Below are 25,522 nucleotides of genomic sequence, written 5' to 3' on the forward strand. Positions count from 1 at the left end.
CTTCTAAGGAGTGATTTGCTTGACTGTTAAAGAACTTTTTGATAAATCAAATATTAGGATAGAAGATATAAAGGAACACTATCCTGGAGAATTTTTTAACAGTCAAGTAGCTGGCATTAGTTATAACTCGAAAGAGATAAAAAAAGGATATTTGTTTTTTGCAATCAAAGGCAATAGAATTGATGGTCACGAGTTTATTCAAGAAGCTTTCAAAAATAAAGCTATAGGTGCTGTTGTTGAAAAAGATGTAGATTATGTCAATACTATTAAGGTCAGGTCTACTCTTCAGGCTTTAAGAGAAACATCTCTTGTATTTTACGATTATCCTTTTAAGAAGCTTTTTTTGGGTTCTGTTACGGGAACGAATGGTAAAAGTACTATTACGTGGATTTTATCTCATGCTGTAAATAAGTTATTGGGGAAATCTTTTGCTTTAGGTACGTTGGGTTGGATGCACGCTGGAAAAATTATTAGAAAAACAAGTAATACTACTCCTGAATCGAAGGACATATGTGAACTTTTAGATCAAGCAATTCAATTAGATATGAAATATGGATTTTTGGAGGTATCTTCTCATGCTTTAAAACTTGGTAGGTTACACGGCATACAATTTGATGCTGCGCTTTTTACCAATCTCGCTAGAGATCATATGGATTTTCACCCGTCTGTTGAAGATTATTTTGAGACTAAGAAGTCTTTGTTCACCTCTACTTATCTAAAAGAAAACGCATTTGTTGTAATTAATATAGACGATCTTTACGGCATAAATTTATATAACGGTATAAAAGATTTTAGAAAAGCATCTTTTTCATTGGAAAACGAAAAAGCAAGCTTTTTTGGGAAATTTGAACCTGTTGATAGAGGTGTATGTTTGTTAGTTGAAGGCCAAAAAGTCTTTGCTCCTATTTATGGAAGATTTAATGCCTCAAATTTATTAGGAGCATATACCTTTTTGAGGATGATGGGGATTGAAAAGGATAAATTAGGGGATGCTTTTGTTGATTTAGTAGCTCCTTACGGACGTCTGGAATGCGTACAAACAAAACCTTTTAAAATATGGATAGACTATGCACATACCCCTGATGGCCTTGAAAAGGTATTGAAATCTTTGAGGGATATGGTTGAAAAGAAAATAATTTTAGTTTTTGGAGCAGGTGGCAATAGAGATAAAGGTAAAAGACCTATTATGGGTAGAATAGCTGCACAGTTTTCAGATTATACAATAATTACCTCAGACAATCCTCGTTATGAGGACCCGATGTCAATTATTGATGAGATAAAATCTGGCTTTTTAAGTGTAAAAAATTCAAATTTTGAGATACTTTCAGATAGGCGAGAAGCGATAAAAAGAGCTATAGAGATTGCAAGAGACAATGATGCAATAATAATTGCAGGAAAAGGCCATGAAGATTATCAAGAGATAAATGGTGTAAAATATCCTTTTTCGGACAAAGAAGTTGTTAAAGAGTTAATTCATAGATAAATTATAAGGAGGTTTAAGCTTTAATACATTGAGCGCTGACAAAGATATAGATAAAATAAATAACATTCGCAATTTTGAAGTTGATGATTCTATTTTGCTAAGTTTTGTAACGTCTTTAACTAATTGTGAAATTGAAAGAGTTGGCCCTATGGAATTTGAAAGAATTTCAATAGATTCAAGAGATATTAAAGGAAAAGAACTTTTTATTGCAATTAAAGGGAAGAATTTTGATGGACACAACTTTATTAAGAATGCCTTAGAACAAGGTGCTTTTGGGATAATTTCTGAATTGAGCTTGGCAGAGGTTGCTAATACTTTAGGAAATATAGTTTTTGGAACTGATTTTTCATTTATAAAGGTTCCAAATACCATTCTTGCCATGCATGATATTGCAAGAGGGTTTAGACAAAGGATTGAAAAAGTTATAGGCATTACTGGAAGTGTTGGTAAGACAACTACCAAAGAGATTTTAAAAACTCTTCTTAAAGGGTATCAAACGGTATCAACTTTTGGAAATTTCAATAATGAAATAGGTTTGCCATTAAGTCTTTTTAGAGCAAAAAAAAATGATAAGTTTGGGATATTTGAAATGGCTATGCGCTCAAAAGGAGAAATTTCTCAGCTTTGTTCAATAGCAATGCCTGATATTGGCATAATTACAAGAATTGCAGAATCTCATATTGGGCTTCTTGGTTCGATGGAAAACATAGCAAGAGCAAAGGGTGAAATTTTAGACTTTGTGGACAGTGCCTTCTTAAATTTCAATTGTAAATATAGCAGAAAAATTTTTGGTGAGATGCTTAAGGATAAAAAGGGAAAACCTAAAGAGGTTATTTGGTTTGGGAAAGAATCAGATCTTTACATAAAATCACATGAAATTTTTATACACGGATCAAGACTTGAATTGTCTGGTAGATTTGGAAACTTTGTTTTGAGAGCTCCAAACATCTTTTTGCCACAATTTGAACCACTTTTGGCATCGGTAGCGGTTGCAAGATTTTTAGGTCTGGACTGGAATGAAATAAATGATAATTTACAAGGCTATCACCCTTTACAGGGTAGATTTTTAATTAAAAAACTAGGAGATCAAATTGTTATTGACGATTCCTACAATGCAACATGCACTTCTTTTCTAAAGGGATTAGAAACAATCAAAAGTTTAAAATTTGGTAACAGAAGAAAGATTTTTGTATTCGGAGATATACTTGAAGCTGGGGATAAGTCTAGAGATTTGCACAAGAAGGTTATAAAAAAGATTGAAGAATTAGATCCTTTTTTGGTGTACTTTGTTGGAACAGAATTTGTAAAATCAGTAGGTCGTAACTCTAAATTAAGGTTTAAAAATTTAGGTATTGATGAGGTGAAAGAAGATTTAGCTAAAATTTTATCAAAAGAAGATCTTGTTTACATTAAGGGTTCAAACTCTACAAAAACGTGGAAAGTACTTGAGTTGTGGGATTAAAGAATAAGAGTTTATTTGTAAACTGGAGGTTAGCTTTATAAATGATCGAGCTCTTTTTTAGCTTTTTTATAGGGATTCTTGCTTTTTCAATATGGGAGAGACATTTTGGAAAATTTTTTGGTCAAAAGATAAGAGAGGAAGGGCCCGAAACTCATAAAATAAAAACGGGAACGCCAACTGCATCTGGGATATTTTTTATTATCGTTGTTGCCTTATTTTTACCCTTCTTTGATTCAAGGACCTTTATAATTTTTCTTATTTCCCTTCCATTTTTTATAATTGGCTTTATAGACGATTTTCTTTCAATAAAAAAGGGGAAGAACGAAGGCTTAAAGCCTCGACAAAAGATGATTTTAATTGTGATATTTTCCTTTGTAGCAGTGTTTTTTCTAGCTTTTATTCTTAATTCTCAGATTTTTACGAGGCTTCAAATATCTCCTACAATACAGTTTTATGTTCCAGGCATATTTTTGTGGCCGTTTCTAATTTTCGTAATAAGCGGTTCTACCAACGCTGTTAATTTAACTGATGGTCTTGATGGTCTAGCTGCACTGTGCTCTTTATCTATTCTTTTTGGATATTTGTTTTTTTCGTATTTAGATGGAGACGTACCATTAACCTTAATGCTTTTTTCTTTTATTGGGGTTTTGCTCTCTTTTTTGTGGTTTAATGTAAATCCGGCAAAAATATTTATGGGTGATGCTGGTTCAATTGGTATAGGTGCCCTTTTAGCAATACTTGCGATTTTTACCAATAGAATTGTCTTTTTCATTATTTCTGCAATGCCATTTATAATTGAAACTCTTTCTGTGATTATACAGGTAGTATATTATAAAAGAACAAAACAAAGGATATTCAAAATGAGCCCTCTTCACCATCATTTTGAATTATCTAATGTAAAGGAGACACACATATCTATGAGATTTTTTATTGTATCTTTACTGTTTACACTTCTTGCTGTGAGCATACAGATATGTTGTTAAATTGGGAGAAAATATTTAAAAAGCTTAAGGTTCCAACTAAGATTGTTATAGTTGGTTATGGTAAAAGCGGTTTTGGCATTGCTAGACTTTTAAAGAGTGAATTAAAAAGTGTTGAAATTGTGGTGACAGATAAAAATCAGTTAAAGTTTCCTGAGATTGAAGAGATAAATTATCTTTTAGGAGAACATAACCCAAAGATTTTAGACAAAGCTTCATGGATAATTAAAAGCCCTGGAGTTCCTTTGAATTTAGAATTTTTTGAATTTGCTAGAAAAAAGAACATTCCTGTAGTTGGAGAGTTGGATTTGGTATTTGGGCTTTTACCTGATGGGGTAAATACTATAGGGGTAACTGGAACCAATGGGAAAACTACAGTTACTGAGTGGATAGGATATGGTTTTGAGGTAGCAAAAATGCCCTATTATGTTGCGGGGAATGTGGGGACTCCTCTTTCTGAAATTATTTATGATATTGTAACTGGTTCTAATCTTGTTTTGGAGTTGAGTTCATATCAGATCGAAAATTCAATTTTTTTGAAACCAAAAATAGCAATGATTACAAATCTAACTCTAGATCATATAGATAGATATGCTAATTTAGATGAATACTTTAACGCAAAAGTTCATTTATTTAAAAATCAAGAAAATGGTTACTCTATCTATAATAAAGACGATCCTTATTTAGAGAAAAATATTAAAAATTTAACTTTGAAAACAAAAATTCTAAACGTTTCTAAGAGAAAGGATTTCTCTATAGCGGGGGTTATTGAAAATAAAATTTTTGTTAAAGATAATTTAGATTTTGTCAAAATTATTGATTTATCTGATCTTTCTCTAAAAGGAGAACACAATATCGAAAATGCTTTATTTGTAGCAAGCTCGCTTTATCTTTCCTCAGTAGAACCAAAACATATAGAAAAAGCTTTATCTACTTTTTCAGGAGTTGAGCACAGACAAGAAAGATTTTATACTCATAAAGGGATAACTTGGATAAATGATTCTAAATCAACGAATCCAGAATCTACTATTGTTGCACTAAAAACATGGGGTGAGAATAACAATCTTATTTTAATTTTAGGAGGTAAAGATAAGAATACGCCTTTGGATGAGCTTGTAAGTCTAGCAAGTAAAACTTGTAAAGCAATAATTCTTTTTGGAGAAGCAAAAAAAAGATTTTTTGATCACTTTAAGAGTTTTCCAAACCTTTTTGTTTTAAATTCGCTTGATGATGTGATTGATAAGGCTTTTGAATTAGCAAAGCCAAATGATATAGTTCTTTTTTCTCCGGCGTGTGCGAGTTTTGATATGTTTGCAAATTTTGAAGAAAGAGGAAAGATTTTTAAGAAAAAAGTTAAAGAGAAGAGCAAATGTGAGGAAATAACATGAAAAGGATGAAAGACAAAAGGCTCTTATTGCTTTTGACTTTCATACTAAGTCTAGTAGGTACGCTCTTTACTGCTAGTTCAGCTGCCCAATTGGGGATTCAGCTTTATTCAGATCCACTGAGTTTTTTTAAACATGCTATTGTTTACTTTGTTATAGGATGGTTGATTTTCTTTATCATAGTTAAATTACCATCAAGCTTTGTTAAAAGATATATTGATTCTTTATTCTATTTAAGCATAGCTCTCTTAATAGTTACTCTCGTACCTTTTTTTTCCCATAAAATTAATGGAGCTAGAAGATGGATTAATCTTGGTTTAATATCATTTCAAACTTCGGAATTTGTAAAGCTAACTTTGGGGTTAAAAATTGCTAGAAGCGCTTCATTTTTTTTGGCTTTAAAAAATAATATATCAGGTTTTATAGTTAATATATCATTGTATCTTGTTCCTATTAGTATTCTAATAGCAATGCAGCCGGACTATGGCACGATGACCTTAATAGTTGTTACGGTGTTCTTATTTTTATTGTTTATGGGAATAAATTTTAGGTTTTGGTTAAGTATAACAAGTATTGTTTTTGTAATTCTTTTGATTGGAGCGCTTCTCGCTCCATATAGACTTCAACGAATAACGTCAAATTTTGATCCGTGGGCTCATATGCGAACTAGTGGTTATCAGATTGTTCAAGCTCTATATGGTATCGGGGATGGTGGATTTTTTGGACAAGGACTTGGTAGTGGAAAACAGAAATTAGGTTATCTTCCAGAAGCACATACAGACTTTGTTTACTCTGTTTTTTCAGAAGAGGTTGGTATGGTTGGAGGGGTTGCCTTTTTGTTTGGCTTTTTAAATCTTGTGCTTTTACTTTTTAAGATGGCAAAAAAGGTTACAGATCCCTTTGACAAATCATTTATTTTTTGGACTGCTACAATATTGGGTTTGCAGTGTTTTTTGAACGTTTTTATGGTTTTAAACATCATACCTGTTATTGGTGTGCCACTGCCTTTTCTTAGTTATGGAGGAACTTCTGAAATAATCAATTTGATAATGATTGCCATATGTTATAGATTTTATTCTGATTTGCCAAGAGGTCTGCAATGAGAATTTTAATTGTCACATCTGGTACTGGCGGTCACTTTTATCCTGCACTTTGTGTAGCAGAGCTTTTTAAGAAATTACATCCTGAATCAAAAATATCCTTTTGGTCTCAAGGTACACTTCTTAAGAACACAAAGCTTGAGGGGATTGAAAAGAAAGAAATACCTTCTTACCCATTTGTTGGGATGACAAAAATTGTGCAATTTTTGTCAATTATAAAAACTATTTTTTTATCTTTGAAACTCATTCCAGAAATGATAAAATTTAAGCCTGACTGTTTAATTTCCTTTGGTGGTCATACAAGCGTTGCACCTTGTATTTCAGCTTATATGTTAGGCATACCAATATTATCTCACGAGCAAAATTATAAGTTAGGATTGACAAATTATCTAGTTTCTCGATTTGCTAAATTCATAATGACTTCTTTTCCAGAAGCTGATCCAAAATTGCCAGAAAGTAAAGTAATATTTACAGGGCTTCCAGTTAGAGAAAATATTGGAGAAGTTAAAATAGAAGAGGCAGAGAAAAGATTGGGATTTAAGAAATTGGAAAGAACCATTTTATGTTTTGGTGGAAGCCAAGGTTCTGAGGCAATAAATAAGACAGTATGGGCCTTATTGCCAATGCTTGATGAGAAGTATCTTGTAATACATATTACAGGCGAACAATTTGTTCCTCAAATAAGAGATCTAAAATGTCAATACGTTAATTTCAAATACTTTAAAGAAATGTCCTTGCTGTATGCATTATCAGATTTGGTTATTTCTAGAAGCGGGGCATCTACAGTATTTGAAATTATAAAGACAGGAAAAAGAGCTATTTTAATTCCCTATCCAGGAGCAAAATCGCATCAAAAATATAATGCTCTTTATCTTGAAAAATTGGGACTTGGAAAAGTTATATTTCAGAATGCACTTTCTGAAAACTTACTATATAATATGATTAGAGAAATATTTGAATTAAATAATAAAAGTATTAATGTGAATTATGATGAACTTTTAAAGCTTCAAAAGATTGATGCAACAAAAAATATTGTTGATCTTGTTGAAAAAATTATAGAAAGGAAGATGATAATTTCTTAATGGAAAACATTGTGAAAAATTTGAAGAAGGTTTTTTTTATTGGGATTGGTGGGACAGGCATGAGCGCTTTAGCGTTCTTTCTTCTCGAAGATGGAAAGATTATTTCGGGATCTGATAAGAAAGAATCTAGGTCTCTTTTAAAGTTAAAACAAAAAGGAGTAAATATATACATAGGTCATAGTCCTGACAACATTTCGAAAGACGTTGATGCAGTTGTATATTCTGGAGCTATACCATCTGATAATTGTGAGCTTTTGAGTGCAAGGCAAAGAAATATTCCAGTGCTATCGAGAGCACAAATGTTATCTAAAATAATTGAACAAAAATTTTCAATTGCTGTTGCAGGAACACATGGCAAGACAACTACTACTTCAATGATTAGCAAGATGCTTAACGATGGGGGGCTTGATCCCTCTTTCTTGATTGGTGGTGAGTTAAATGATTATGGTGCTAATGCAAGGCATGGAAGTGGCCCATATATAGTAATTGAGGCCGATGAAAGTGATGGCTCGTTTTTGAATTATAAGCCCAATATTGCTGTTATTACTAATATTGACTTTGATCATCCTAGCTTTTTTAGTGATTTAAAAATGGTTGAAGATTACTTTGAAAAGTTTATGCAGGGAATAAGTGAAGATGGAAAATTGGTAGTTTGTGGGGATCACGCTGTTACTAGAAGCGTTGCAGAAAGAATAACAGATAAAGAAAAAATCTTTTATGGCTTTGGTGACAACAATCAAGTACAGTGTAAAAATGTAATATTGAGCGGTTTTGGTAGCTATTATGACCTTTATATTGAAGGTGAAAAAATTGGAGAAATAACGTTGAATGTTCCGGGAATTCACAATGTTTTGAATTCGCTTGCAGCATTTAGTGTTGCTAAAATAATTGGACTTGATTTTGTTTCTGCATTTGATTCAATTGCATCCTTCTCAGGGGTCAGAAGAAGATTTGAACTAAAGTGTAAAGATCCTTACATTATTGATGATTATGCTCATCATCCCGAGGAGATAAATGCAGTTTTAAATACAGCGAGAAGTATATTTAAAGATAAAAACCTAGTCCTGATTTTCCAGCCTCACAGATTTTCCAGAACTGAAAAATTTTTGAATAATTTTTGTGATATTTTAACAAAAGCAGATACTTTATTGCTTTTTGATGTTTTCCCAGCAGGTGAAAAGACGGCGAATCCTTATTTGGGTAACAAATTGTTCGAAGAGTGTAAAAAGAGGATGAAAGACAACGTTTTTTTTGTTTCTAAAGACTCGATTTATGAGCTTATCCAAGAAATACATGGTGAAAAGAACGTATACTTGTTTATGGGTGCAGGCGATATTACAAAGATCTGTGATAAGGTGGCATCAATTTTCTTAGATATTAAAAAAGGTGAAAGAAAAGAGATAAGTGATCCGAATACTTCGGAACTTTCAACTTAAAAACCTTACTACTTTTGGAACTGGTGGTATAGGCAGAAGTGTCTATCTTCTTAAAAGTTCTGATTTACCTGTTATTTTGGGAGAGATAGACGATTTCGTGATATTAGGTAACGGTTCGAACGTTATTTTTTCTGATGATTATTTCTCTAAAAATATTTTATATGTTATTCCTTTAAGTTCTTCTGAGGGAATTAATATTGTTTCTGATTGTTTAGAGGTTGATGCAAACGTTTCCTCAAGCGCTCTTTCATGGTGGTGTGCCAGAAAAGGTATAAGTGGTTTTGAATTTGCAGCAGGAATACCAGGAAGAATTGGAGCCTGTATCTTTGGTAATGCAGGTTGTTTTGGTTCAGATTTTTCAAAAAATCTAAAAAGAATTTTTGTCTTTGACTGTGCTAGTAAAACTTTTGGTGAAATAGATTCAGGTGATATACAATTTTCTTATAGAAAGAGTTCTATTAAAGATAAAGTTATATTGAAAGCATATTTTGAGATAAATTTTGATAAGTCTGAGAACATTTTTGCTAAAACTCTTGAACTTTTAAATAAAAAGAAATCATCTCAGCCACATGGAATTAAAACTTTTGGAAGTGTTTTCAAAAATCCACCGGATAATTGGGCTGGGAAACTGCTTGATAGTTTGGGTTTTAGAGGTTACAAGTTTGGTGGGGTTAGAGTTTCTGAGAAACATGCAAATTTTTTAGAAAATATTGGAGGTTCCACTTCTGACGCTGTAAAGATAATAAAATTGATGCAAGATAGGGTTTTGGAAAGCTACAATATTTTATTGGAGCCAGAGGTAAGATTTTTGGGAGAATTTAAAGAACTGCCAATTTTATCCGGTGATGAATTATGAAAATTTTGATTTTATGTGGTGGAACTTCTTCAGAAAAGGAAGTTTCTATATGGTCTGCAGAGAACGTTTATAAGTCCTTGATTAATACTGAATATATCGTTGAAATGGTGGATATTGCTACACTTTCTCCTTATGAATTGTGTCAAAAAATATTATGTGAAAATTTTGATCTTGTTTTTCCAGTTTTACACGGGAAGCCTGGAGAAGATGGCTCTATACAAGGTTTTTTGGATACTCTTGGAATAAAATATATCGGTTCTGGAGTTTTTTCGTGTGCAATAACTATGGACAAATACAGGTACAAATTAATTTGTAAATCTTTGGAATTTCCACAACCAGATTTTATTGCTATAAGAACAAAGGATTCTACAGAGGTTTTGGAATTTGTGCGTTTGAAAGGCTTTCCTTTAGTTGTAAAACCTAATTCGCAAGGTTCAAGTGTAGGAGTATCTATTGTGAACAATAATAACGAATTGAAAGATGCCTTGGAGCTTGGATTTAAATACGATCCAATTGTTCTGGTTGAAGAATTTATACATGGAAAAGAGATAACATGTGGTGTTATCGGAAACAGCAATGTAATTGCCCTGCCTCTTGTTGAAATATTGCCCAAAACAAAATTTTTTGATTATGAGTCGAAATATAATCCTCAATTGTGTGACGAAATTGTTCCTGCAAGATTAAATGACAACCTAAAGGATAGATTACAAGAGCTAGCAATAAAAGCATATAAGGCTTTTGATTGCAAGTGTTTTGGCAGGGTTGATATGTTTGTAGATAAATATGAAAACATTTACCTCTCTGAAATAAACACTATTCCTGGTTTGACTGCAAATAGTCTTTTTACTAAGGAGGTTAAAGCTGCTGGATATTCGTTCCAGGAAATTGTTAAACTTCTTGTCAAACTGGCGTTGGAGGATTAATCTTTTAGTTTCTATAATATTTTTTTTTGCTTTATGTTATTTTTTTTGGTTTATTTTTTCAACAAATAGCTTTACTTCCTTGAAAGTTGAAGGTATGTCAAGTTATATAAAAAATAAAAGTTTTTACATTTTACATAAAGATAAATATGGGATTTTGGGCTATAAAACCTTCCTTAACAATTTAAAAAATCAAATTGAAAACAATAATTTTTATAAGATTAAATCAATAACTCATACAAGCCTAGGAAGAGTTGATGTAACTTTTTATATTCCAGATTACATAGTAAAGGCGAGTTCTGATAGCAATTTTTATGATCTAAATGGAAACGTAATATCAAATGAAAATTTAAAGAATAAAAAAGTTATAGATGTCAATAGTATAATAAAAAGTAGTGAATTTTTTGATATGTTACAAAATATTGTTTATTATTCTACTTTTTATGGTTTTATCCCAGATTATATATTTTTTTATGATGATATTATAAAGTTTAAGGATAAAAGTACAACAGTTTTTGAGTTTAAAAATGATGGTAACTTTGAAGAAAAATTTAGAAATATTTTTAGTTTTTTAGAAAATTTGAATAATAAAAAATGGCCCAAGGAGATAATTTTGTTAGACGAAAGAAGGCTTGTGGTTAAGAAATGAACGGTGAAAATAAAGTTCATCATATTCAAGAAAAGGTTATTCACAGCATTCATCCGCCAAAAAGGTGGGAGTTAATCTTAGGTATTATTGCTTTTATTTTAGGATTTTTTATCGTAGTTCAATACAGAACTCAAAAAGATTTGTTTCACCTTATTCCTACAAGGCAGGCAGAGGAGATGGCTAGCCTTTTGAAAGAAGCCGAAAATAAGAGACTCGATTTGGAAAGAGAACTGTTTGTTTCCAGACAAAAAATAATGGATCTTCAAAATAAGCTAGAGCAAGAAAAAAATAAAAATATTTCAATAGGGGAAGAGAGTAAAAAAGTTGCGCTTTTGGCTGGTTCTACTCCTGTTAAAGGTCCAGGCGTGATAGTTACCGTAAAGGATGCGAAAAATGGTCAAGAAGGCAACGCTTCTTTAGTTCATGACGAGGATTTGTTGAGGGTTGTGAACGAGCTTAGAGCTGGTGGTGCAGAAGCAATAAGCGTTAACGATCAAAGACTCGTTGCAATTTCTGAAATAAGATGTGCTGGTCCTGTTATACTTGTAAATGGTGTAAGGCTTGCTCCTCCTTTTATAATAAAAGCAATAGGTTCACCGGAAATGCTTTATAACTCTTTGACGATGAGCGGCGGTATAATTGACTATTTGAAGCTATTAGGAATAAGGGTTTCTGTTGAAAAGTCAGATTCTCTTTATATTCCTGCTTTCAGTGCAAATATACAGATTAATTATGCAACTCTGATTAATAAAGGAGAATAACTTATGTGGTTTATATTGCTATGTTTTGTGTTGGGAATGATTGCAGCTTACTTTTTCCCTATAGAGATGCCATTTGTTTATACTAAATACATGGCAGTTGTTATTCTTGCTTTTGCTGATTCATTTTTTGGCGCATTTAAAAGTGGTTTAGAGGGGAAGTTTAGTGGATGGCAAGCTATAACAGGTTTTTTTGGTAATTCTATTGTTGCAGCTGGTCTGACTTATGCAGGAGATCTATTAGGAATCGATCTGTATATAGCGGCTGTAATACTATTTGGTATAAGAATTTTTAATAATATAACTGCTATAAGACATTTATTGTTTACTCCTCCTTCATCAAGGTATGAGTGATATAAAAGAGAGCAATATTTTAGCTGTTGACCTTGGTAGTAGTTTTATAAGAATTGTTGTTGGAAAGGATCAACTTTCTAATAAAGCCATTGCACACTTTATATCTTTGCCCTCATATGGGATTAAGAATGGTACAATATATGATTTTGAACAGGTAAGATCAATCTTAAATGCCGGTTTGAAATCTATTTATCAGAGGGAAGGTTCTAATTTTAAAGAGAAATGTATACTAAACCTTTCAGGAAAAGTTTATATTTCAAAGAATATTAAAATTGAACAAAAATATTCTAAAGAAACTCAAATCAGAACTAAAACAATTAATGACTTACTTCTAAATATTTCAGAAGAAAAAGATTATACTCCTGTGCATATTTGTAAAAGATCATTTTTAGTTGATAATTCATTTGAAACACTAAATCCATCAGGGATGTTTTGTAAATCGCTTCAAGCAAATTTTCACGTTATATATATGCTTTCAACCTATTATAAAACCCTTAAAGAGTTGTTTAGCTCTTTGCATCTAGATTTAGTAGATATCCTTCCTAGTTCAATTGCAAGTGCAAATGCTATTTTGAAAGATAATGATTATCTAATTCCCAAGTTCTTAGTAGTGGATATCGGTGCTTTGACGACTGATTTTGTTTTGTATTCTTCAGGAGTTCCAGAATTTACTTCTACAGTTTTGTTAGGTTCAGAAAACATTACTAGAGATATATCGTTTGGTCTTAAGGTAAATAGAGATGAGGCAGAGAAACTAAAGTTAGACTTTTCTGAACCTGAAGATCATGATGATTTTAAAAGTTTTTTAAAAAATATTATTTATTCGAGATCGGAAGATATTGTGTTATATATTTATGATAAACTAAAAAAAATTTCTGATAATATGATCCCTTTAAGAATTTATCTTACCGGACAAGGTTCTAAGTTATTTGTTTTTAAAAAATTATTTGAAGAAATTTTTGAATGCCCGGTTGAGGTTAGGAGACCTTTTACTTTTTCAATAAATGAGAAAAGGGATTATGAGCACTCAACTGTTTTGGGTTTGATTAATTATGCTTTAAATAATACAATATTATCTAATAAGTATGACAACCAAAATCTAATAAAGAAATTTTTTGAAATTTTTTTAAAAAGAGGACGATAAGTGGGAGGTTTTTATATGTATGATGAAAAAATGGGTCCCTCTATTAAGGTTTTAGGCATAGGAGGAGCGGGTGGCAATGCTATAAATAGAATGATTGAGGCAGGTCTTTCTTCTGTTGAGTTTTGGGCTATTAATACTGATGTTCAGGCTCTTAGTTTGTCCAGAGCTGATCAAAAGTTACAAATAGGTCCTAAAGCAACAAAAGGTTTGGGTGCTGGAGCTAATCCTGATCTTGGGCGAGAGGCAGCTGAAGAAAGTGAAGATGATTTAAGGAGCATTTTAGAAGGAGCTGATATGGCTTTTATAACAGCAGGTTTAGGTGGTGGTACAGGCACAGGTGCTGCTCCATATATTGCAAGTATTGCAAAAGAAATGGGTATATTGACTGTAGCTGTTCTTACATTTCCGTTTAAATTTGAGGGGCCTAAGAGAAAAAAGAATGCAGATCAGGGTTTGGAGGAACTTAAAAAGATTGTTGACTCATATATTGTAATTGATAATCAAAGGCTTTTGACTTTTGCAGATTCGAAACTTTCTTTTTTAGAAGCATTTCGTTTAGCCGATGACGTGTTAAGACAAGGGGTACAGGGAATTTCTGATCTTGTAACTGTACCTGGTATTATAAATCTTGATTTTGCAGATCTTAAATCTGTTCTTACTAATACTGGAAATACTATTATGGGGGTTGGATATGGACAAGATGAAATGAGAGCTATTGATGCAGTTAGAAGCGCTGTTGATTCGCCTCTTCTGACAATACCTGTAAAAGGGGCAACAAACATTATTATGAACGTAACAGGCGGTTATGATTTGACTTTGCTTGAAATAAATGAAGCTGCAGATGAGCTAGGCTCATTGACTTCTGAGAATGCTAACTTATTATTTGGGGCGGTTATTAACCCAGAAATGGAGAATTCTATAAGAATAACTATTATTGCTACAGGATTTTCAGAAACTGCAAGCGATATACCTCTAAAGAAAAAGACAGATTCAACTTATTCAACTCCTTCTAAAAAGCGTTTATTTGATGAAACAGTTAACTTTGGTTTCGACGATCTTCCAAGCTTTTTAAGAAGAGACTCTGAAAAGGAAGAACAATAAATTTTTAATTTTTTTTTAATTTGCTCTTGACAAAATAAAGTATGTTAAAAGGACGAGGGAGAGTAGCCTTTTTTTTTCTATTTTTAAGTATTGTTGTTTGCAAAAATTCTTTTGCAGACAATCTAAATTATATTAAATTAACGCCTGAGGGAAGCGTACTATCATTTGGTTCTTCTGTAGAAAAAGGATTAAACTTTTTCCCATTTAATCCAGCTTCGATAGCTTCTAGTAGAGGTTTGCAGTTATTAATGACTCATTCTCTTAGACACTTTCCTGGAAGAATAAAAAATCTTGACCAACTTGACTCAGATATATATGGTTTTAGTTTACCTTTTGAAGCTGGCAAAACGAGTTTTGGGTTTCTTTGGATGACGCCTCATGAAACAGGCTTTGATTGGTGTACTCAAAATTCTTCTGATGAAAATGGAAAAATACCTAGAAGAACACTAAAGGGTGGACTTTTTGAAATTGGTCTGGCTCATAGAAATGATATATCTAGTGTTGGATTCTCCTTGGCAAAGGGTGACTTCTGGTTAAGGGATGACAAAACTGGAAAAACTATATATATACATAAATTTTTTATGTTGCAGCCAGGCTATATGTGGGAGAGTTCTACTAATAGATTTAAATACGGAGTTACACCGTCTTTTGCTACTGAAGAGCTTAAGGATGACTCAGGGGTACATACGAAAAAGACTGTAAATTTACAATTTTCCTGGGGATATAAACTTGATAGCAGAAGTGATGCTATAATTTCATCTGATGTATCTCTATCTTTAAGTGATGGGAAGTTAAAAATTGGAATAAAACCTGTAACTGGAATTGGTTATCGCACTCTTGCTCTTGACAAAAAGAATCTGCTTTTAGAGGTAGGTTATCATGATGGAGCGGTTCACTATGATATAGGAGTTAAGACAGGTTCTATGATAGTAGATTATGCTACACTAAAGGATTCTTTAGGGTTAATAACAGGACAAAATGTACAATTTATGAAAGATGTACATTTAGCTTCTATAACTCTTAGATTTTAAATTTTTTAGGAGCTTTTATGGATAAAAATTTAGAAAATTTGAATAACGAAATACCTAAAAGGATTTTAAGGAAAAGAAGAAATTCTTCCAGACAAAAAATTATGATCTTATTTGGAGTGTTGTTTTTTTTGTCTGGATTTTGTGGCTTTGTTTTCGGCCTGTTTACTCCTACTAAAAATATTAGCGACTTGCTAACCCCTAATTTTATGGCTCAGCCTGCAAAAGGGGAACTTAATTTAGTGCTTTTTGGTATAGATGATGTCGATGAGACTCATAGAACTGATACGATTCTTTGGTTAAATATCAATACGAATGATAAAACCATAACCATGATGTCGGTGCCGAGAGACACTCTTGTACAAATACCAGGACACGGTTATGACAAAATTAATGCTGCTTATGCTTATGGAAATACAGAACTAGCTCTTAGAACACTTACTAATTTTATTGGGGTTAAACCTGATAAATATGTAATTTTAGGATATAAGGGATTTATGAAAATTATAGATGCTATTGGTGGAGTAGATATTAACGTTGACAAGAGAATGTATTACGTTGACAATTGGGCTCATTTTACTATTGATTTATATCCTGGTATGCAGCATTTAAATGGGTTACAGTCTTTGGAATATGTGAGATTTAGGCATGATGCTTTAGGTGATTTTGGAAGAATGAGAAGACAGCAGGAATTTCTCCTTGCAGTTAAAAATCAACTTTTTTCAAGTCCGGCGATGATAACAAAGATACCAGATATTTTAAAGGTAGTATTGGATAACGTACAAACAGATATGTCGTTTAACGATGCACTAAGTTGGGCCCTTGCAGTGAAAGATATTGTAAACCAGCCAAACTTTCAGATTAAAAGAATCTTTTTAGATGAGGGAATGGTACCCAAATATGCATATGGGGTAGATTACTTATGGCCAACTCAAAAAGTTGTTTCAATTATTAAAAGTGTTTTTCCAAACGCTAATCCTGATGTGCCATTAACTTTTCCATTTCCAGAAGACAAAGCTACTTACAATAGTGTAAATACAGTTCTTCAAAAAGCTACTCAAAATCAAACAACGAACGAAGCACAGAATAAAACTACTACGAAAAATGGAACTAAAACTAATGTCAATAACGCTAAGTCTACAGTTAATGAAAATCAAAAAATTCCTTCGCCAAATAACAACACTATCACTCTTCCCCAAAGATGAGGTTTTTGGTTAAGTTGGTTAAGGATTTTACAAAGCTCTGATTTTTTAATTTAAAACTATTTAACAGATAAAAGTTCTAATTTTCTTATATTTTCGGCAGCAATGAGGGCATCAATTATTTCATCCAAATCGCCATCTAAAACTTCGTTTAATCTGTATAAAGTAAGATTTATTCTGTGATCAGTTACCCTGCCTTGAGGAAAATTGTAAGTTCTAATTTTTTCGCTTCTATCACCCGATCCAACTTGTATTCTTCTAGACATTGCTATTTCTTTTTCTGATGCAACTCTCTTTTCCTCAAGGATTTTTGCAGCTAGAATTCTCATAGCTTTTTCTTTATTCTGGAACTGAGAACGCTCATCTTGACAAGCGACTACTATTCCTGTGGGCAAGTGTGTTATTCTTACTGCAGAATCAGTTTTGTTGACATGTTGTCCACCTGCTCCACCGGCGCGGAAGGTGTCAATTTTTAAGTCTTTTTCATCAATTGTAATGTCAATTTCATCTGCTTCTGGTAACACAGCAACAGTTGCTGTAGAGGTATGTATTCTACCACCAGATTCAGTTTCTGGCACCCTTTGTACTCTATGAGTCCCGCTTTCAAATTTTAACCTGCTATATATCCTTTTCCCCTTTATTGAAATTATTGCTTCTTTTATACCTCCAATTCCTGTTTCGTTGATAGATAATATTTCTGTCTTAGCATTTTTTCTTTCAGCATATCTAAGATACATTCTTAGAAGTTCTGATGCGAATAATGCTGCTTCTTCTCCACCTGCACCAGCTCTGATTTCAAGAATTATATTTTTTTCATCAAGGGGATCTTTGGGCAAAATAAAATTTAGCAACTTTGATTCTAAATTTTCAATATTTTTCTCTACAACTTGAAACTCTTCTTCTGCTAAAGCTTTTATTTCTTCATCTTCACTATTTTTTAATTCTTTGAGGTCTGATAAGTAATTTTTCAGCTTATTTAGTTCATTATAATTATTTACAACTTCTTCTAGTTCTGCTTTTTCCTGAGATAGCGATATAAGCTTAGAAGGATTATTTATTATTTCTAAACTAGATAAAAGTTCATTTATTTCCTTATAGCGATTAATTAGTTTTAAAATATTACCTTCAAAAACTTTAAAATCCAAACCTATTACCTCCGTAGTAATTGATATATTTTAGTTAAAATGATAACATATTGTTTTGATATTATTGAAGCGAGGTGAATCGTGGAAGAAGATAGAGAGTTCGATGAATTGGAAATTTTTGAAATTGAAGAAGAAGATGGGGTTAAAAAGCAATACGAGTTATTAGACAAGTTTGAGCTTGATGACAAATTGTATTTTGTACTTACTCCTTACTTTGAAGAAGAAGTTGATAGTGAATATGTTCCTGAGATATCAATTTTTAGACAAGAAAACGATAACTTTTTGACTCCAGTAGTAATATTTGGTTCTGAGGACACAAAAGTAGATGAATCTTTGACAGATGAAGAGTTCGACAAAATATATCAATATTTAAAGGAAAGTTTTGATTTCGAAGATATTTCAGAGTAATTTAGTTTAAATAAAATAAAAATATGCAACTTAGAAGAACAATATCTCGTTTGAAGAGATGGAGTTTATATCTTATTTTAGTTATTTTGCTTTTGATATTAATTAATTTTCCATATGTTTTATTTTATAGATTGTCTAACAAAGTAGAATTTCACGTTTATAAAGGTGAATCGTCGAGTGTTGTTCTTCAAAAACTTTATAAAGTTTATGGTGTTACCCCATCGTTTTTTGCTGATTTATACTTTAGAATAAAAAACTTTGACCCAAAGCCTGGTAACTATAGTTTGAGTGGAAGCTTCTTAGATTCTATATATGCTATACAAAAAGGTCCAGATAACGTTTTAAGGGTTACCTTTCCTGAGGGGTTAAGAATCAAAGATATGGCTTTGATTTTGAAGAAGGACGGATATATTAAATATAAAGAGTATGAAAATATAGCCTATAATGATTTAAAATCCTTTTCAAAGAAATTTCCTTTTTTACAAGGAATTGATTCTAATTCTTTGGAAGGTTTCTTGTTTCCGGATACTTATTTTATAGGCAAAAATGATCCACCTGAAGAAATTATTGATATGCAATTAAGTGATTTTGAGAAAAAGGTGTGGCCACTTATTAGAGATAGAAAAGACTATTATGACCTCTTAAAGCTTGCGTCTTTGGTTGAGGGCGAAGCAAAAGTTGATAAGGAGAGACCTATAATAGCTTCGGTTTTTTTAAACAGATTAAAAATTAATATGCCTTTGGAATCCTGTGCGAGCGTGGAATATTTTCTTCCTGTTCACAAAGATGTGTTATCTTATGCTGACACAAGAATCGAATCACCTTATAATACTTACATACATTACGGTTTACCGCCAACTCCTATTAATAGCCCTTCAATCAAATCAATAGAAGCAGCTCTACATCCAGCACATACTAAATATTTGTATTTTGTAGCAAAGGGAGACGGAACACACTTTTTCTCTCAAACATATGAAGAACAACAGGCTTTCATAAAAAGTCTTGGAGGGTGATATTCTTGAAAAGTAAGGTCTTTTATGCTGCTATAATTATATTTGCTTGTTTATTGTCGTTTTTTGGTTTTTATCTGGTTGGAAAAGGCTTTAATTTCTTATTTTTTAACAAGCCACATACTCAGATTACAGCATCTAACGAAAATAAAAGTGTTGAGATTCAAACTCCTCCAGAAGATAGGAATTCTGATTCTAATATAAATTTACAACAAAAAGGTTATAATAATGGAGCTACCAACAGTGAAAACTCTAAACCTGTATCGGAAGAAACCAGTCAAAAAACGGTTAATGAGTCTCAAATTAGCAATTTAAAAAACGCGGCAAATTTGTTATACAAGGTAAGAGTAGGTCCTTTTGATGACGAGCAAGATAGTGTGAGAATGAAAAAGGATTTGTTTAAATTGGGTTATTCGAGTATACTTTTAAAGGCTAATGGAAGCTATTGGTTACAAGTTGCTGCTCTTAATAAAAAGGAAGATGCTTTAAATCTTGTTAACAACTTAAAGATGAAAGGTATTAACGCAAAAATTATTAGTGAACAATAAGGAGGAAAAAAGTTGTTTGGATTTATGAAGTTATCTAACGATATTGGGATTGATCTAGGTACTGCAAACACAGTTGTTTATGTACGTGGTAAGGGAATTGTAACGCAAGAACCCTCAGTAGTTGCTTATAACGTTGAGAAAAAACAAGCCGTTGCTGTAGGTATGGAAGCAAAAAATATGCTTGGTAGAACACCTTCTAATATAATTGCTGTTAGGCCATTAAAAGATGGCGTAATTGCTGATTTTGAGACTACCGAAATGATGCTTAGATATTTCATAAAAAAAGCCCTTTCAAGCGGTATTTTTAAGCCTAGAGTTGTTGTAGGTATACCATCAGGAATTACTGGTGTTGAGAGGAGGGCTGTAATAGAAGCTTCACAAAGAGCCGGTGGTAGAGAGGCTTACATAATTGAAGAACCGATGGCTGCTGCTATAGGTGCAGGCTTACCTATTGATGAACCTAAAGGATGTTTAATTATTGATATAGGTGGCGGGACTACAGAAGTAGCTGTTATTTCACTTGGCGGTATGGTTGTTGCAAAGAGTTTGAGAGTTGCAGGTGATGAATTGGATGAGGTGATAATGGAGTATTGTAAAAAAGAATATAACTTACTTATTGGAGAAAGAACTGCTGAAGATATAAAAATTAATATTGGCTCTGCTTATCCTTTAAGAGAAGAAAAGAGTATGGAAGTTAGAGGAAGGGACTTAATTACTGGTTTGCCAAAGAGCTTGAACCTAACGTCTGTTGAGATTAGGGAAGTTATAGGTCCTATTGTTGATCAAATTACTGAAACAATAAGATTGACAGCGGAACAAACTCCCCCTGAGTTGGCATCTGATATTATGGAAAGAGGAGCAATGCTTGCTGGTGGTGGGGCGCTCCTTAAGGGATTGGATAAATATATTTCAGAAAAGCTAAAAATTCCCGTTTATTTAGCGGAAGATCCCTTGCTTTCAGTTGCTGAGGGGATTGGGAAGGTATTAGAAGACTTAGACAGATTTGGTCATGTTTTCAAGAACTAAAAAAAAAATAATTTTTTTAACGTTAATTTTTAGTGTATCCCTTCTTTTTTTAAATTATAAATTTAATATTTATAATAGAATAGGTTTCTTTGTTTTGTCGCCTATATATCTTTTTAGCGAGTGGGCAACAGGTTTAGGAACTTTTTCAAATAATTTGTCTAATATAGTAAACGATAACGTAAATCTTAACAAAGAAATAGAAGATTTAAAGAAACAAAACGAGGAACTTAGACTTTCTTATGCGTTGATGTTGAAGGATATACAAAATTTATATGAAGAAAAGGCTTTTCAAAATTTCAAAGCTCAAAATCCAAAATTTAAACTTCTAAGGGCTTTAGTTTTGTATAGGACTGAGCCTTTTTATCAAGACCTAATAATTAATGTTGGATCCAATGATGGAGTTAAAATAGGAATGCCAGTTATCTCTGATGGTTGTATTGTGGGGCTAATTTCAGATGTTGGGCCAAATTTTTCCAAAGTTTCATATATAGGCGATAAATCAGTAAAAATTCCAGTTAAGCTAAATGGTTCAAACTTGTATGGAATTTTAGAAGGAACAGGTTCTGAACAGTTAGTTTTTAGTGTACCGAGCGTCTTTGCGGCAATTCATCCTCTTGAAGTTTTAGTTACAGCAAGTGTTCCATCATCATTGTTGCCACCAAATATTCCGGTCGCAAAAATTATGACTCTACGTGAGGTTGGAAGTTTGAACACAGTTTTTACAGCGGTACCGATTAAACAAATTCAAACGGTGAATGAAGTATGGGTCTATCTTGGAAGCTGAGTTTTATATTATGTATTTTTTTCTACATAATTCAAGTTTTATTTCTCTCTTTTGTAAACGTGTTCGGTTTGTCAAGTGTTTTGTTAACGCTTACTCCAGCAATCTTATACTCTTTATATTGCAACTTTGATTTTTCAAAGAGTATTTTGCTTCCATTAACTTTTTTCTCTTTTTTTGACGACTTGAGACTGGGGGTTTATTTAGGAACAAATTTGGCCTTAATTTTGTTTATAATTTTATTTATAAAGTTATATCTAGAAAAAAATTTTAGTTGGAGTAAGCACCTTGTATTTATCTTTGCTTTAGTAATCTATTATTTTTTGCTATATAGCCTAATTGCTATTTTGATAAATGTCTTTAATTTTTTTAATCTTTTGGTGGTTATAATAGTTAACAGCTTATTAAACGTAATCTTTTTATTAGTAATTCAAAAATTTTATAAATATTTGTTGGTGAGCAAAAATGAGAATTAGAAGACGGGAATTTTTGTCGATAGGTTTTTTAGGTATTCTTTGGGCAGCTCTTAATTATAGACTTATCTCTTTGGCTATGTTTAGCGGCAATGAGTTTAAGCAAGTAACGATTGATAGCACTACAAGAATCTTTCCTATACCTGCTCCAAGGGGAAAGATTTTTGACAGAAAGGGGCTGCCTATGGCATATGATAGTTCTGCTCATGCAATAATGTTTATGGCAAGAGATGACAAGAACGCAATAGAACTAGCTGACAATATTTCTCCAATTCTTAATGAAGATAGCACAAAAATATATGATGCCATTAAGAAAAGTATAGGAAATCCCTATCCTTACATACTCCATGAAAAATTAGATACTAAACAATATCTTAGTTTATCGGAATTAACTTTTAGACAAAGGGGTTTTAGGCTTATAGAGATACCTATGAGAAATTATCCGCTGAAAAATGTAGGTTGTCACGCAATAGGATATGTTGGTGAAGCCTCGGAAAGCGACTTAAAAAGATTTCCTTATTTACACCCAAATCAAATGGTTGGGAAAACTGGAGTTGAATTAATAAAGGATAAGGAACTAAGGGGTCAGGATGGTGCAGATATAACGATTGTAGATGCTTTTGGTAACATACAAAAGAGATTCCAGGGAACTAAGCCAATACCTGGTGAAAATATAAAAATAAATATTGATTCTGATTTGCAAGAATATGCTCAAAAACTTTTGAATGAAAGACCTGGAGCACTAGTAGCTCTTGATCCTAGAAGTGGAGAGATATTAACTCTTGCTAGTTCACCTGATTTTGATCCCAATAAGATGGTTTATGGAATGTCACAAAAAGATTGGAATAAGCTTCTTAAAGAAGATCATCCATTTATTAATAGGGCTCTTTCTGCCTTTCCGCCTGGTTCTACATTTAAAATTGCTGTTAGTGTAGCAGCTTTGGAAGAAGGGGTTACTACGCCTGAAGAGTTGTTTTATTGTCCTGGTTATTTAAAAGTAGGAAATCATACGTTTTATTGTTGGCTTCCAGGCGGGCATGGTCATCTTCATATTGAGAGAGCGATAGCACAATCATGCGATGTTGTGTTTTATACTCTTGGATTAAGACTAGGACCTGAAAAGATAAGGTATTATGCTAATAAGTTTGGTCTTGATTTGCCAAGTGGTTTAGAATTGCCAGGGGAAGAAAATGGTTTTTTGCCCACAAAGGAGTGGAAAGAAAAAAAGTTTAATGACGTATGGTATGATGGTGACACAGTAAATATGTCTATAGGACAGGGTTTTGTAAGAACTACTCCACTGGATGTTGCTAGAATGATGAGCATCTTTGTCAATAAAGGTAGTTTTGCGGGGTGTAAATTGATTAGTGGTGAAGATGCTTCCTATGAAGGTTTTAAATTTAGCGAAAAAACTTATGAGGTAGTGAGAGAAGGCTTAAGAAAAGCAGTCCTAGAAGGAACTGCCATGATATTAAATAGCGATAAATATAGCGCAATTGCAAAAACTGGTACGGCAGAAGACCCTCCCAGAAAAAAACCTCATTCATGGATAGTTGTAGCAGCTCCTTATGATGCACCTGAAATTGTGGTTTGTGTTTTCTTTGAACATATTGGAGAGGGAGCGTCTTTTTCTGGTCCTGTGGCTAAATCTTATCTAGACTATTATTTTTCAAATCCTAGTTTGAGGGAAAGATAGTTATGGAAAGGGGTAAAAAATTTCGTTTGATAGGGAGTAAAGGAGCTCTTAGATTAATAATTGATCAAAAGCCTTCATTAGCTGATGTTATTTCTTACGTAAAATCTTTTTTTGAAAGTAATAAAAAATTCTTTGAAGGTACAAAGATAATTTTTGAGATTCAATCATTATGTGATTTAGAAGCATCTTTTATAGAGCAGTTAAAACTTAAGTTGGCTCGTTTTGAAGAGATAAATACATTTAAAATTTATAATGATCACGATGATGATAGAGATGAAATTGAAGATAAAAGTACTGAAAGCTTTGATAATAAAATATGTTTCAATAAAATGAGTACTAAATATGTTTATAAAAGCTTAAGATCTGGGCAAAAGATAGATTTCGAAGGAAATGTTATAATTTTAGGTGATGTTAATGCTGGTGCTAAAATTTCAGCTGGAGGTTCAGTAATAGTTTTAGGTAGTTTAAAGGGAATAGTCCAAGCTGGAATTTTGGATAATTCCTCTATAGTATTTGCTCTAGATTTCGACCCTGTACAGATAACAATTGCAGGGGTTTTAGGTTTATTATCTAATAATGATAAAAGTGCAATAAATACTAATAATATGTTTGCATATTTTAAAGATAATAAAATAAATATCGAGCCCTGGACAGGGCGAAAATTTTTGATAGGGGAGTGATATTTTGGGGAAGTGTATAGTTGTAACTTCTGGTAAAGGTGGAGTTGGCAAAACTACTACTTCAGCTAATTTGGGTGGTGGGCTAGCAAGTCTTGGCAAATCTGTCCTTCTTGCTGATGTAGATATTGGTTTAAGAAACTTAGATATTATAATGGGACTGGAAAAAAGAATTGTTTATGACGTAATGGACGTAATGGAAGGTAGATGCAAGATCCAGCAGGCTATCGTGAGGGACAAAAGATTAAATTCATTGTATTTGCTTGCTGCTTCCCAGATTCATGATAAATCAGACTTAGCAGAACTAATCGATAGATTTGGCGAGATAATAAAGGGTTTGAAGAAAGAGTTTGACTATGTGATTTTAGATTCTCCAGCAGGTATTGAGCAGGGTTTTATGGCAGCCTCAAATTTTGCTGATGAAGCTATCGTCGTAACTACTCCTGAAGTTACCGCTGTTAGAGATGCTGATAGAGTAATAGGTTTGTTGGAAGCAAAAGGGATTAAAGATCATTATCTTATTTTAAATAGATACAGATATGCGATGGTTAAATCAGGAAATATGCTGGACGTGGAAGATGTTTTGCATATTTTGGGAATTCAATTATTGGGTATAGTTCCAGAAGATCCAGAAATTATAACCTTTGCCAATAGGGGAGAATTGGTTGTTACATCTGATTTAACCATCTCAGGAAAGGCCTTTCAAAGGATTTCTAGAAGATTAATTGGAGAAAAGGTTGATTTTCCTTCCTTTGAAGAAGATAAAGGGTTGTTCAATAAAATCAAAAACTTTTTTAAAGCTAAGTTGGGAGAATAAA

General features: G+C 32.6%; 25 protein-coding genes. 24 read left to right on the forward strand and 1 reads right to left on the reverse strand.

The genetic code is table 11. The features are described 5' to 3' along the window. Window positions 1-19 precede the first annotated feature (19 nt). From THENA_RS03330 to THENA_RS03405, 16 genes are all read left to right on the forward strand, one after another. A complete protein-coding gene (locus THENA_RS03330) occupies window positions 20-1,483 on the forward strand; it encodes a UDP-N-acetylmuramoyl-L-alanyl-D-glutamate--2,6-diaminopimelate ligase (protein WP_013756022.1) in 1,464 nt (487 codons plus the stop codon). Between the two features lie 28 nt (window positions 1,484-1,511). Next, window positions 1,512-2,945 carry a UDP-N-acetylmuramoyl-tripeptide--D-alanyl-D-alanine ligase gene (locus THENA_RS03335; protein ID WP_013756023.1) on the forward strand — a complete coding sequence of 478 codons (1,434 nt, stop codon included), beginning with the start codon at window positions 1,512-1,514 and terminating at the stop codon, window positions 2,943-2,945. A 41-nt stretch (window positions 2,946-2,986) separates the two neighbouring features. Beyond that, the gene (mraY, locus tag THENA_RS03340; RefSeq protein WP_013756024.1) at window positions 2,987-3,928 is read left to right on the forward strand and encodes a phospho-N-acetylmuramoyl-pentapeptide-transferase; all 942 of its coding nucleotides are present in this window, start codon (window positions 2,987-2,989) and stop codon (window positions 3,926-3,928) included. Beyond that, on the forward strand, window positions 3,919-5,313 hold the full coding sequence (murD, locus tag THENA_RS03345; RefSeq protein WP_013756025.1) for a UDP-N-acetylmuramoyl-L-alanine--D-glutamate ligase: 1,395 nt from the start codon (window positions 3,919-3,921) through the stop codon (window positions 5,311-5,313). Before mraY ends, murD begins: the two co-directional genes overlap by 10 nt. Further along, window positions 5,310-6,413 (forward strand): FtsW/RodA/SpoVE family cell cycle protein, encoded by a 1,104-nt coding sequence (locus THENA_RS03350; RefSeq protein WP_013756026.1) that lies wholly within the window; start codon window positions 5,310-5,312, stop codon window positions 6,411-6,413. Before murD ends, THENA_RS03350 begins: the two co-directional genes overlap by 4 nt. After that, window positions 6,410-7,492 carry a UDP-N-acetylglucosamine--N-acetylmuramyl-(pentapeptide) pyrophosphoryl-undecaprenol N-acetylglucosamine transferase gene (locus THENA_RS03355; protein ID WP_013756027.1) on the forward strand — a complete coding sequence of 361 codons (1,083 nt, stop codon included), beginning with the start codon at window positions 6,410-6,412 and terminating at the stop codon, window positions 7,490-7,492. Before THENA_RS03350 ends, THENA_RS03355 begins: the two co-directional genes overlap by 4 nt. Then, a complete protein-coding gene (murC, locus tag THENA_RS03360) occupies window positions 7,492-8,928 on the forward strand; it encodes a UDP-N-acetylmuramate--L-alanine ligase (RefSeq protein ID WP_013756028.1) in 1,437 nt (478 codons plus the stop codon). Before THENA_RS03355 ends, murC begins: the two co-directional genes overlap by 1 nt. After that, entirely contained in the window at window positions 8,897-9,784 is an 888-nt protein-coding gene (gene murB / locus THENA_RS03365) for a UDP-N-acetylmuramate dehydrogenase (RefSeq protein WP_013756029.1), read from the forward strand. The genes murC and murB overlap by 32 nt, the downstream gene beginning before the upstream one ends. Then, complete coding sequence (locus tag THENA_RS03370) at window positions 9,781-10,707, forward strand: D-alanine--D-alanine ligase family protein (RefSeq protein WP_013756030.1); 927 nt, start codon at window positions 9,781-9,783, stop codon at window positions 10,705-10,707. Before murB ends, THENA_RS03370 begins: the two co-directional genes overlap by 4 nt. 94 nt (window positions 10,708-10,801) lie before the next feature. After that, window positions 10,802-11,353: a hypothetical protein gene (locus tag THENA_RS03375; protein WP_154645305.1), complete on the forward strand. Its 552-nt coding sequence runs from the start codon at window positions 10,802-10,804 to the stop codon at window positions 11,351-11,353. Continuing rightward, window positions 11,350-12,114 (forward strand): DUF881 domain-containing protein, encoded by a 765-nt coding sequence (locus tag THENA_RS03380; RefSeq protein WP_013756032.1) that lies wholly within the window; start codon window positions 11,350-11,352, stop codon window positions 12,112-12,114. The genes THENA_RS03375 and THENA_RS03380 overlap by 4 nt, the downstream gene beginning before the upstream one ends. Window positions 12,115-12,117: 3 nt before the next feature. Then, window positions 12,118-12,465 carry a small basic family protein gene (locus THENA_RS03385; protein ID WP_013756033.1) on the forward strand — a complete coding sequence of 116 codons (348 nt, stop codon included), beginning with the start codon at window positions 12,118-12,120 and terminating at the stop codon, window positions 12,463-12,465. After that, the gene (locus THENA_RS03390; protein ID WP_013756034.1) at window positions 12,458-13,609 is read left to right on the forward strand and encodes a cell division FtsA domain-containing protein; all 1,152 of its coding nucleotides are present in this window, start codon (window positions 12,458-12,460) and stop codon (window positions 13,607-13,609) included. Before THENA_RS03385 ends, THENA_RS03390 begins: the two co-directional genes overlap by 8 nt. 15 nt (window positions 13,610-13,624) lie before the next feature. Continuing rightward, window positions 13,625-14,710, forward strand: a complete 1,086-nt coding sequence (gene ftsZ / locus THENA_RS03395; protein ID WP_013756035.1) for a cell division protein FtsZ — start codon at window positions 13,625-13,627, stop codon at window positions 14,708-14,710. 41 nt (window positions 14,711-14,751) lie between these two features. Continuing rightward, window positions 14,752-15,741, forward strand: a complete 990-nt coding sequence (locus THENA_RS03400; RefSeq protein ID WP_013756036.1) for a hypothetical protein — start codon at window positions 14,752-14,754, stop codon at window positions 15,739-15,741. Window positions 15,742-15,758: 17 nt separating this feature from the next. After that, complete coding sequence (locus tag THENA_RS03405; protein WP_013756037.1) at window positions 15,759-16,943, forward strand: LCP family protein; 1,185 nt, start codon at window positions 15,759-15,761, stop codon at window positions 16,941-16,943. A 56-nt stretch (window positions 16,944-16,999) separates the two neighbouring features. Here the strand turns inward: THENA_RS03405 and prfA are convergent, their stop codons facing one another. Next, the gene (prfA, locus tag THENA_RS03410) at window positions 17,000-18,085 is read right to left on the reverse strand and encodes a peptide chain release factor 1 (protein WP_013756038.1); all 1,086 of its coding nucleotides are present in this window, start codon (window positions 18,083-18,085) and stop codon (window positions 17,000-17,002) included. 81 nt (window positions 18,086-18,166) lie between these two features. On the opposite strand from prfA, the gene THENA_RS03415 reads away from it, so the two are divergent. From THENA_RS03415 to minD, 8 genes are all read left to right on the forward strand, one after another. Further along, window positions 18,167-18,493 (forward strand): DUF1292 domain-containing protein, encoded by a 327-nt coding sequence (locus THENA_RS03415; RefSeq protein ID WP_013756039.1) that lies wholly within the window; start codon window positions 18,167-18,169, stop codon window positions 18,491-18,493. A 23-nt stretch (window positions 18,494-18,516) separates the two neighbouring features. After that, entirely contained in the window at window positions 18,517-19,506 is a 990-nt protein-coding gene (mltG, locus tag THENA_RS03420; RefSeq protein ID WP_013756040.1) for an endolytic transglycosylase MltG, read from the forward strand. A 5-nt stretch (window positions 19,507-19,511) separates the two neighbouring features. Next, the gene (locus tag THENA_RS03425; RefSeq protein ID WP_013756041.1) at window positions 19,512-20,051 is read left to right on the forward strand and encodes an SPOR domain-containing protein; all 540 of its coding nucleotides are present in this window, start codon (window positions 19,512-19,514) and stop codon (window positions 20,049-20,051) included. A gap of 24 nt (window positions 20,052-20,075) precedes the next feature. Beyond that, window positions 20,076-21,077 (forward strand): rod shape-determining protein, encoded by a 1,002-nt coding sequence (locus THENA_RS03430; protein WP_041438329.1) that lies wholly within the window; start codon window positions 20,076-20,078, stop codon window positions 21,075-21,077. 94 nt (window positions 21,078-21,171) lie between these two features. Beyond that, entirely contained in the window at window positions 21,172-21,861 is a 690-nt protein-coding gene (gene mreC / locus THENA_RS03435) for a rod shape-determining protein MreC (protein WP_169309411.1), read from the forward strand. 462 nt (window positions 21,862-22,323) lie between these two features. Then, window positions 22,324-24,027: a penicillin-binding protein 2 gene (gene mrdA, locus THENA_RS03445; RefSeq protein ID WP_013756045.1), complete on the forward strand. Its 1,704-nt coding sequence runs from the start codon at window positions 22,324-22,326 to the stop codon at window positions 24,025-24,027. A gap of 2 nt (window positions 24,028-24,029) precedes the next feature. Beyond that, window positions 24,030-24,707, forward strand: a complete 678-nt coding sequence (gene minC, locus THENA_RS03450) for a septum site-determining protein MinC (RefSeq protein WP_013756046.1) — start codon at window positions 24,030-24,032, stop codon at window positions 24,705-24,707. A 4-nt stretch (window positions 24,708-24,711) separates the two neighbouring features. Then, window positions 24,712-25,521: a septum site-determining protein MinD gene (gene minD, locus THENA_RS03455; RefSeq protein ID WP_013756047.1), complete on the forward strand. Its 810-nt coding sequence runs from the start codon at window positions 24,712-24,714 to the stop codon at window positions 25,519-25,521. The last annotated feature ends 1 nt before the right edge of the window (window position 25,522 follow it).

The sequence above is a fragment of the Thermodesulfobium narugense DSM 14796 genome, assembly GCF_000212395.1.
Taxonomy (GTDB): domain Bacteria; phylum Thermodesulfobiota; class Thermodesulfobiia; order Thermodesulfobiales; family Thermodesulfobiaceae; genus Thermodesulfobium; species Thermodesulfobium narugense.

What these genes read in the sequence shown, in the direction of transcription:
- mraY (WP_013756024.1), top strand. Translation starts at nt 2,987, where the DNA reads ATGATCGAGCTCTTTTTTAGCTTTTTTATAGGGATTCTTGCTTTTTCA.
- murD (WP_013756025.1), top strand. Translation starts at nt 3,919, where the DNA reads ATGTTGTTAAATTGGGAGAAAATATTTAAAAAGCTTAAGGTTCCAACT.
- THENA_RS03350 (WP_013756026.1), top strand. Translation starts at nt 5,310, where the DNA reads ATGAAAAGGATGAAAGACAAAAGGCTCTTATTGCTTTTGACTTTCATA.
- THENA_RS03355 (WP_013756027.1), top strand. Translation starts at nt 6,410, where the DNA reads ATGAGAATTTTAATTGTCACATCTGGTACTGGCGGTCACTTTTATCCT.
- murC (WP_013756028.1), top strand. Translation starts at nt 7,492, where the DNA reads ATGGAAAACATTGTGAAAAATTTGAAGAAGGTTTTTTTTATTGGGATT.
- THENA_RS03370 (WP_013756030.1), top strand. Translation starts at nt 9,781, where the DNA reads ATGAAAATTTTGATTTTATGTGGTGGAACTTCTTCAGAAAAGGAAGTT.
- THENA_RS03375 (WP_154645305.1), top strand. Translation starts at nt 10,802, where the DNA reads ATGTCAAGTTATATAAAAAATAAAAGTTTTTACATTTTACATAAAGAT.
- THENA_RS03380 (WP_013756032.1), top strand. Translation starts at nt 11,350, where the DNA reads ATGAACGGTGAAAATAAAGTTCATCATATTCAAGAAAAGGTTATTCAC.
- THENA_RS03385 (WP_013756033.1), top strand. Translation starts at nt 12,118, where the DNA reads ATGTGGTTTATATTGCTATGTTTTGTGTTGGGAATGATTGCAGCTTAC.
- THENA_RS03390 (WP_013756034.1), top strand. Translation starts at nt 12,458, where the DNA reads ATGAGTGATATAAAAGAGAGCAATATTTTAGCTGTTGACCTTGGTAGT.
- ftsZ (WP_013756035.1), top strand. Translation starts at nt 13,625, where the DNA reads ATGTATGATGAAAAAATGGGTCCCTCTATTAAGGTTTTAGGCATAGGA.
- THENA_RS03400 (WP_013756036.1), top strand. Translation starts at nt 14,752, where the DNA reads ATGTTAAAAGGACGAGGGAGAGTAGCCTTTTTTTTTCTATTTTTAAGT.
- THENA_RS03405 (WP_013756037.1), top strand. Translation starts at nt 15,759, where the DNA reads ATGGATAAAAATTTAGAAAATTTGAATAACGAAATACCTAAAAGGATT.
- mltG (WP_013756040.1), top strand. Translation starts at nt 18,517, where the DNA reads ATGCAACTTAGAAGAACAATATCTCGTTTGAAGAGATGGAGTTTATAT.
- THENA_RS03430 (WP_041438329.1), top strand. Translation starts at nt 20,076, where the DNA reads ATGAAGTTATCTAACGATATTGGGATTGATCTAGGTACTGCAAACACA.
- mrdA (WP_013756045.1), top strand. Translation starts at nt 22,324, where the DNA reads ATGAGAATTAGAAGACGGGAATTTTTGTCGATAGGTTTTTTAGGTATT.
- minC (WP_013756046.1), top strand. Translation starts at nt 24,030, where the DNA reads ATGGAAAGGGGTAAAAAATTTCGTTTGATAGGGAGTAAAGGAGCTCTT.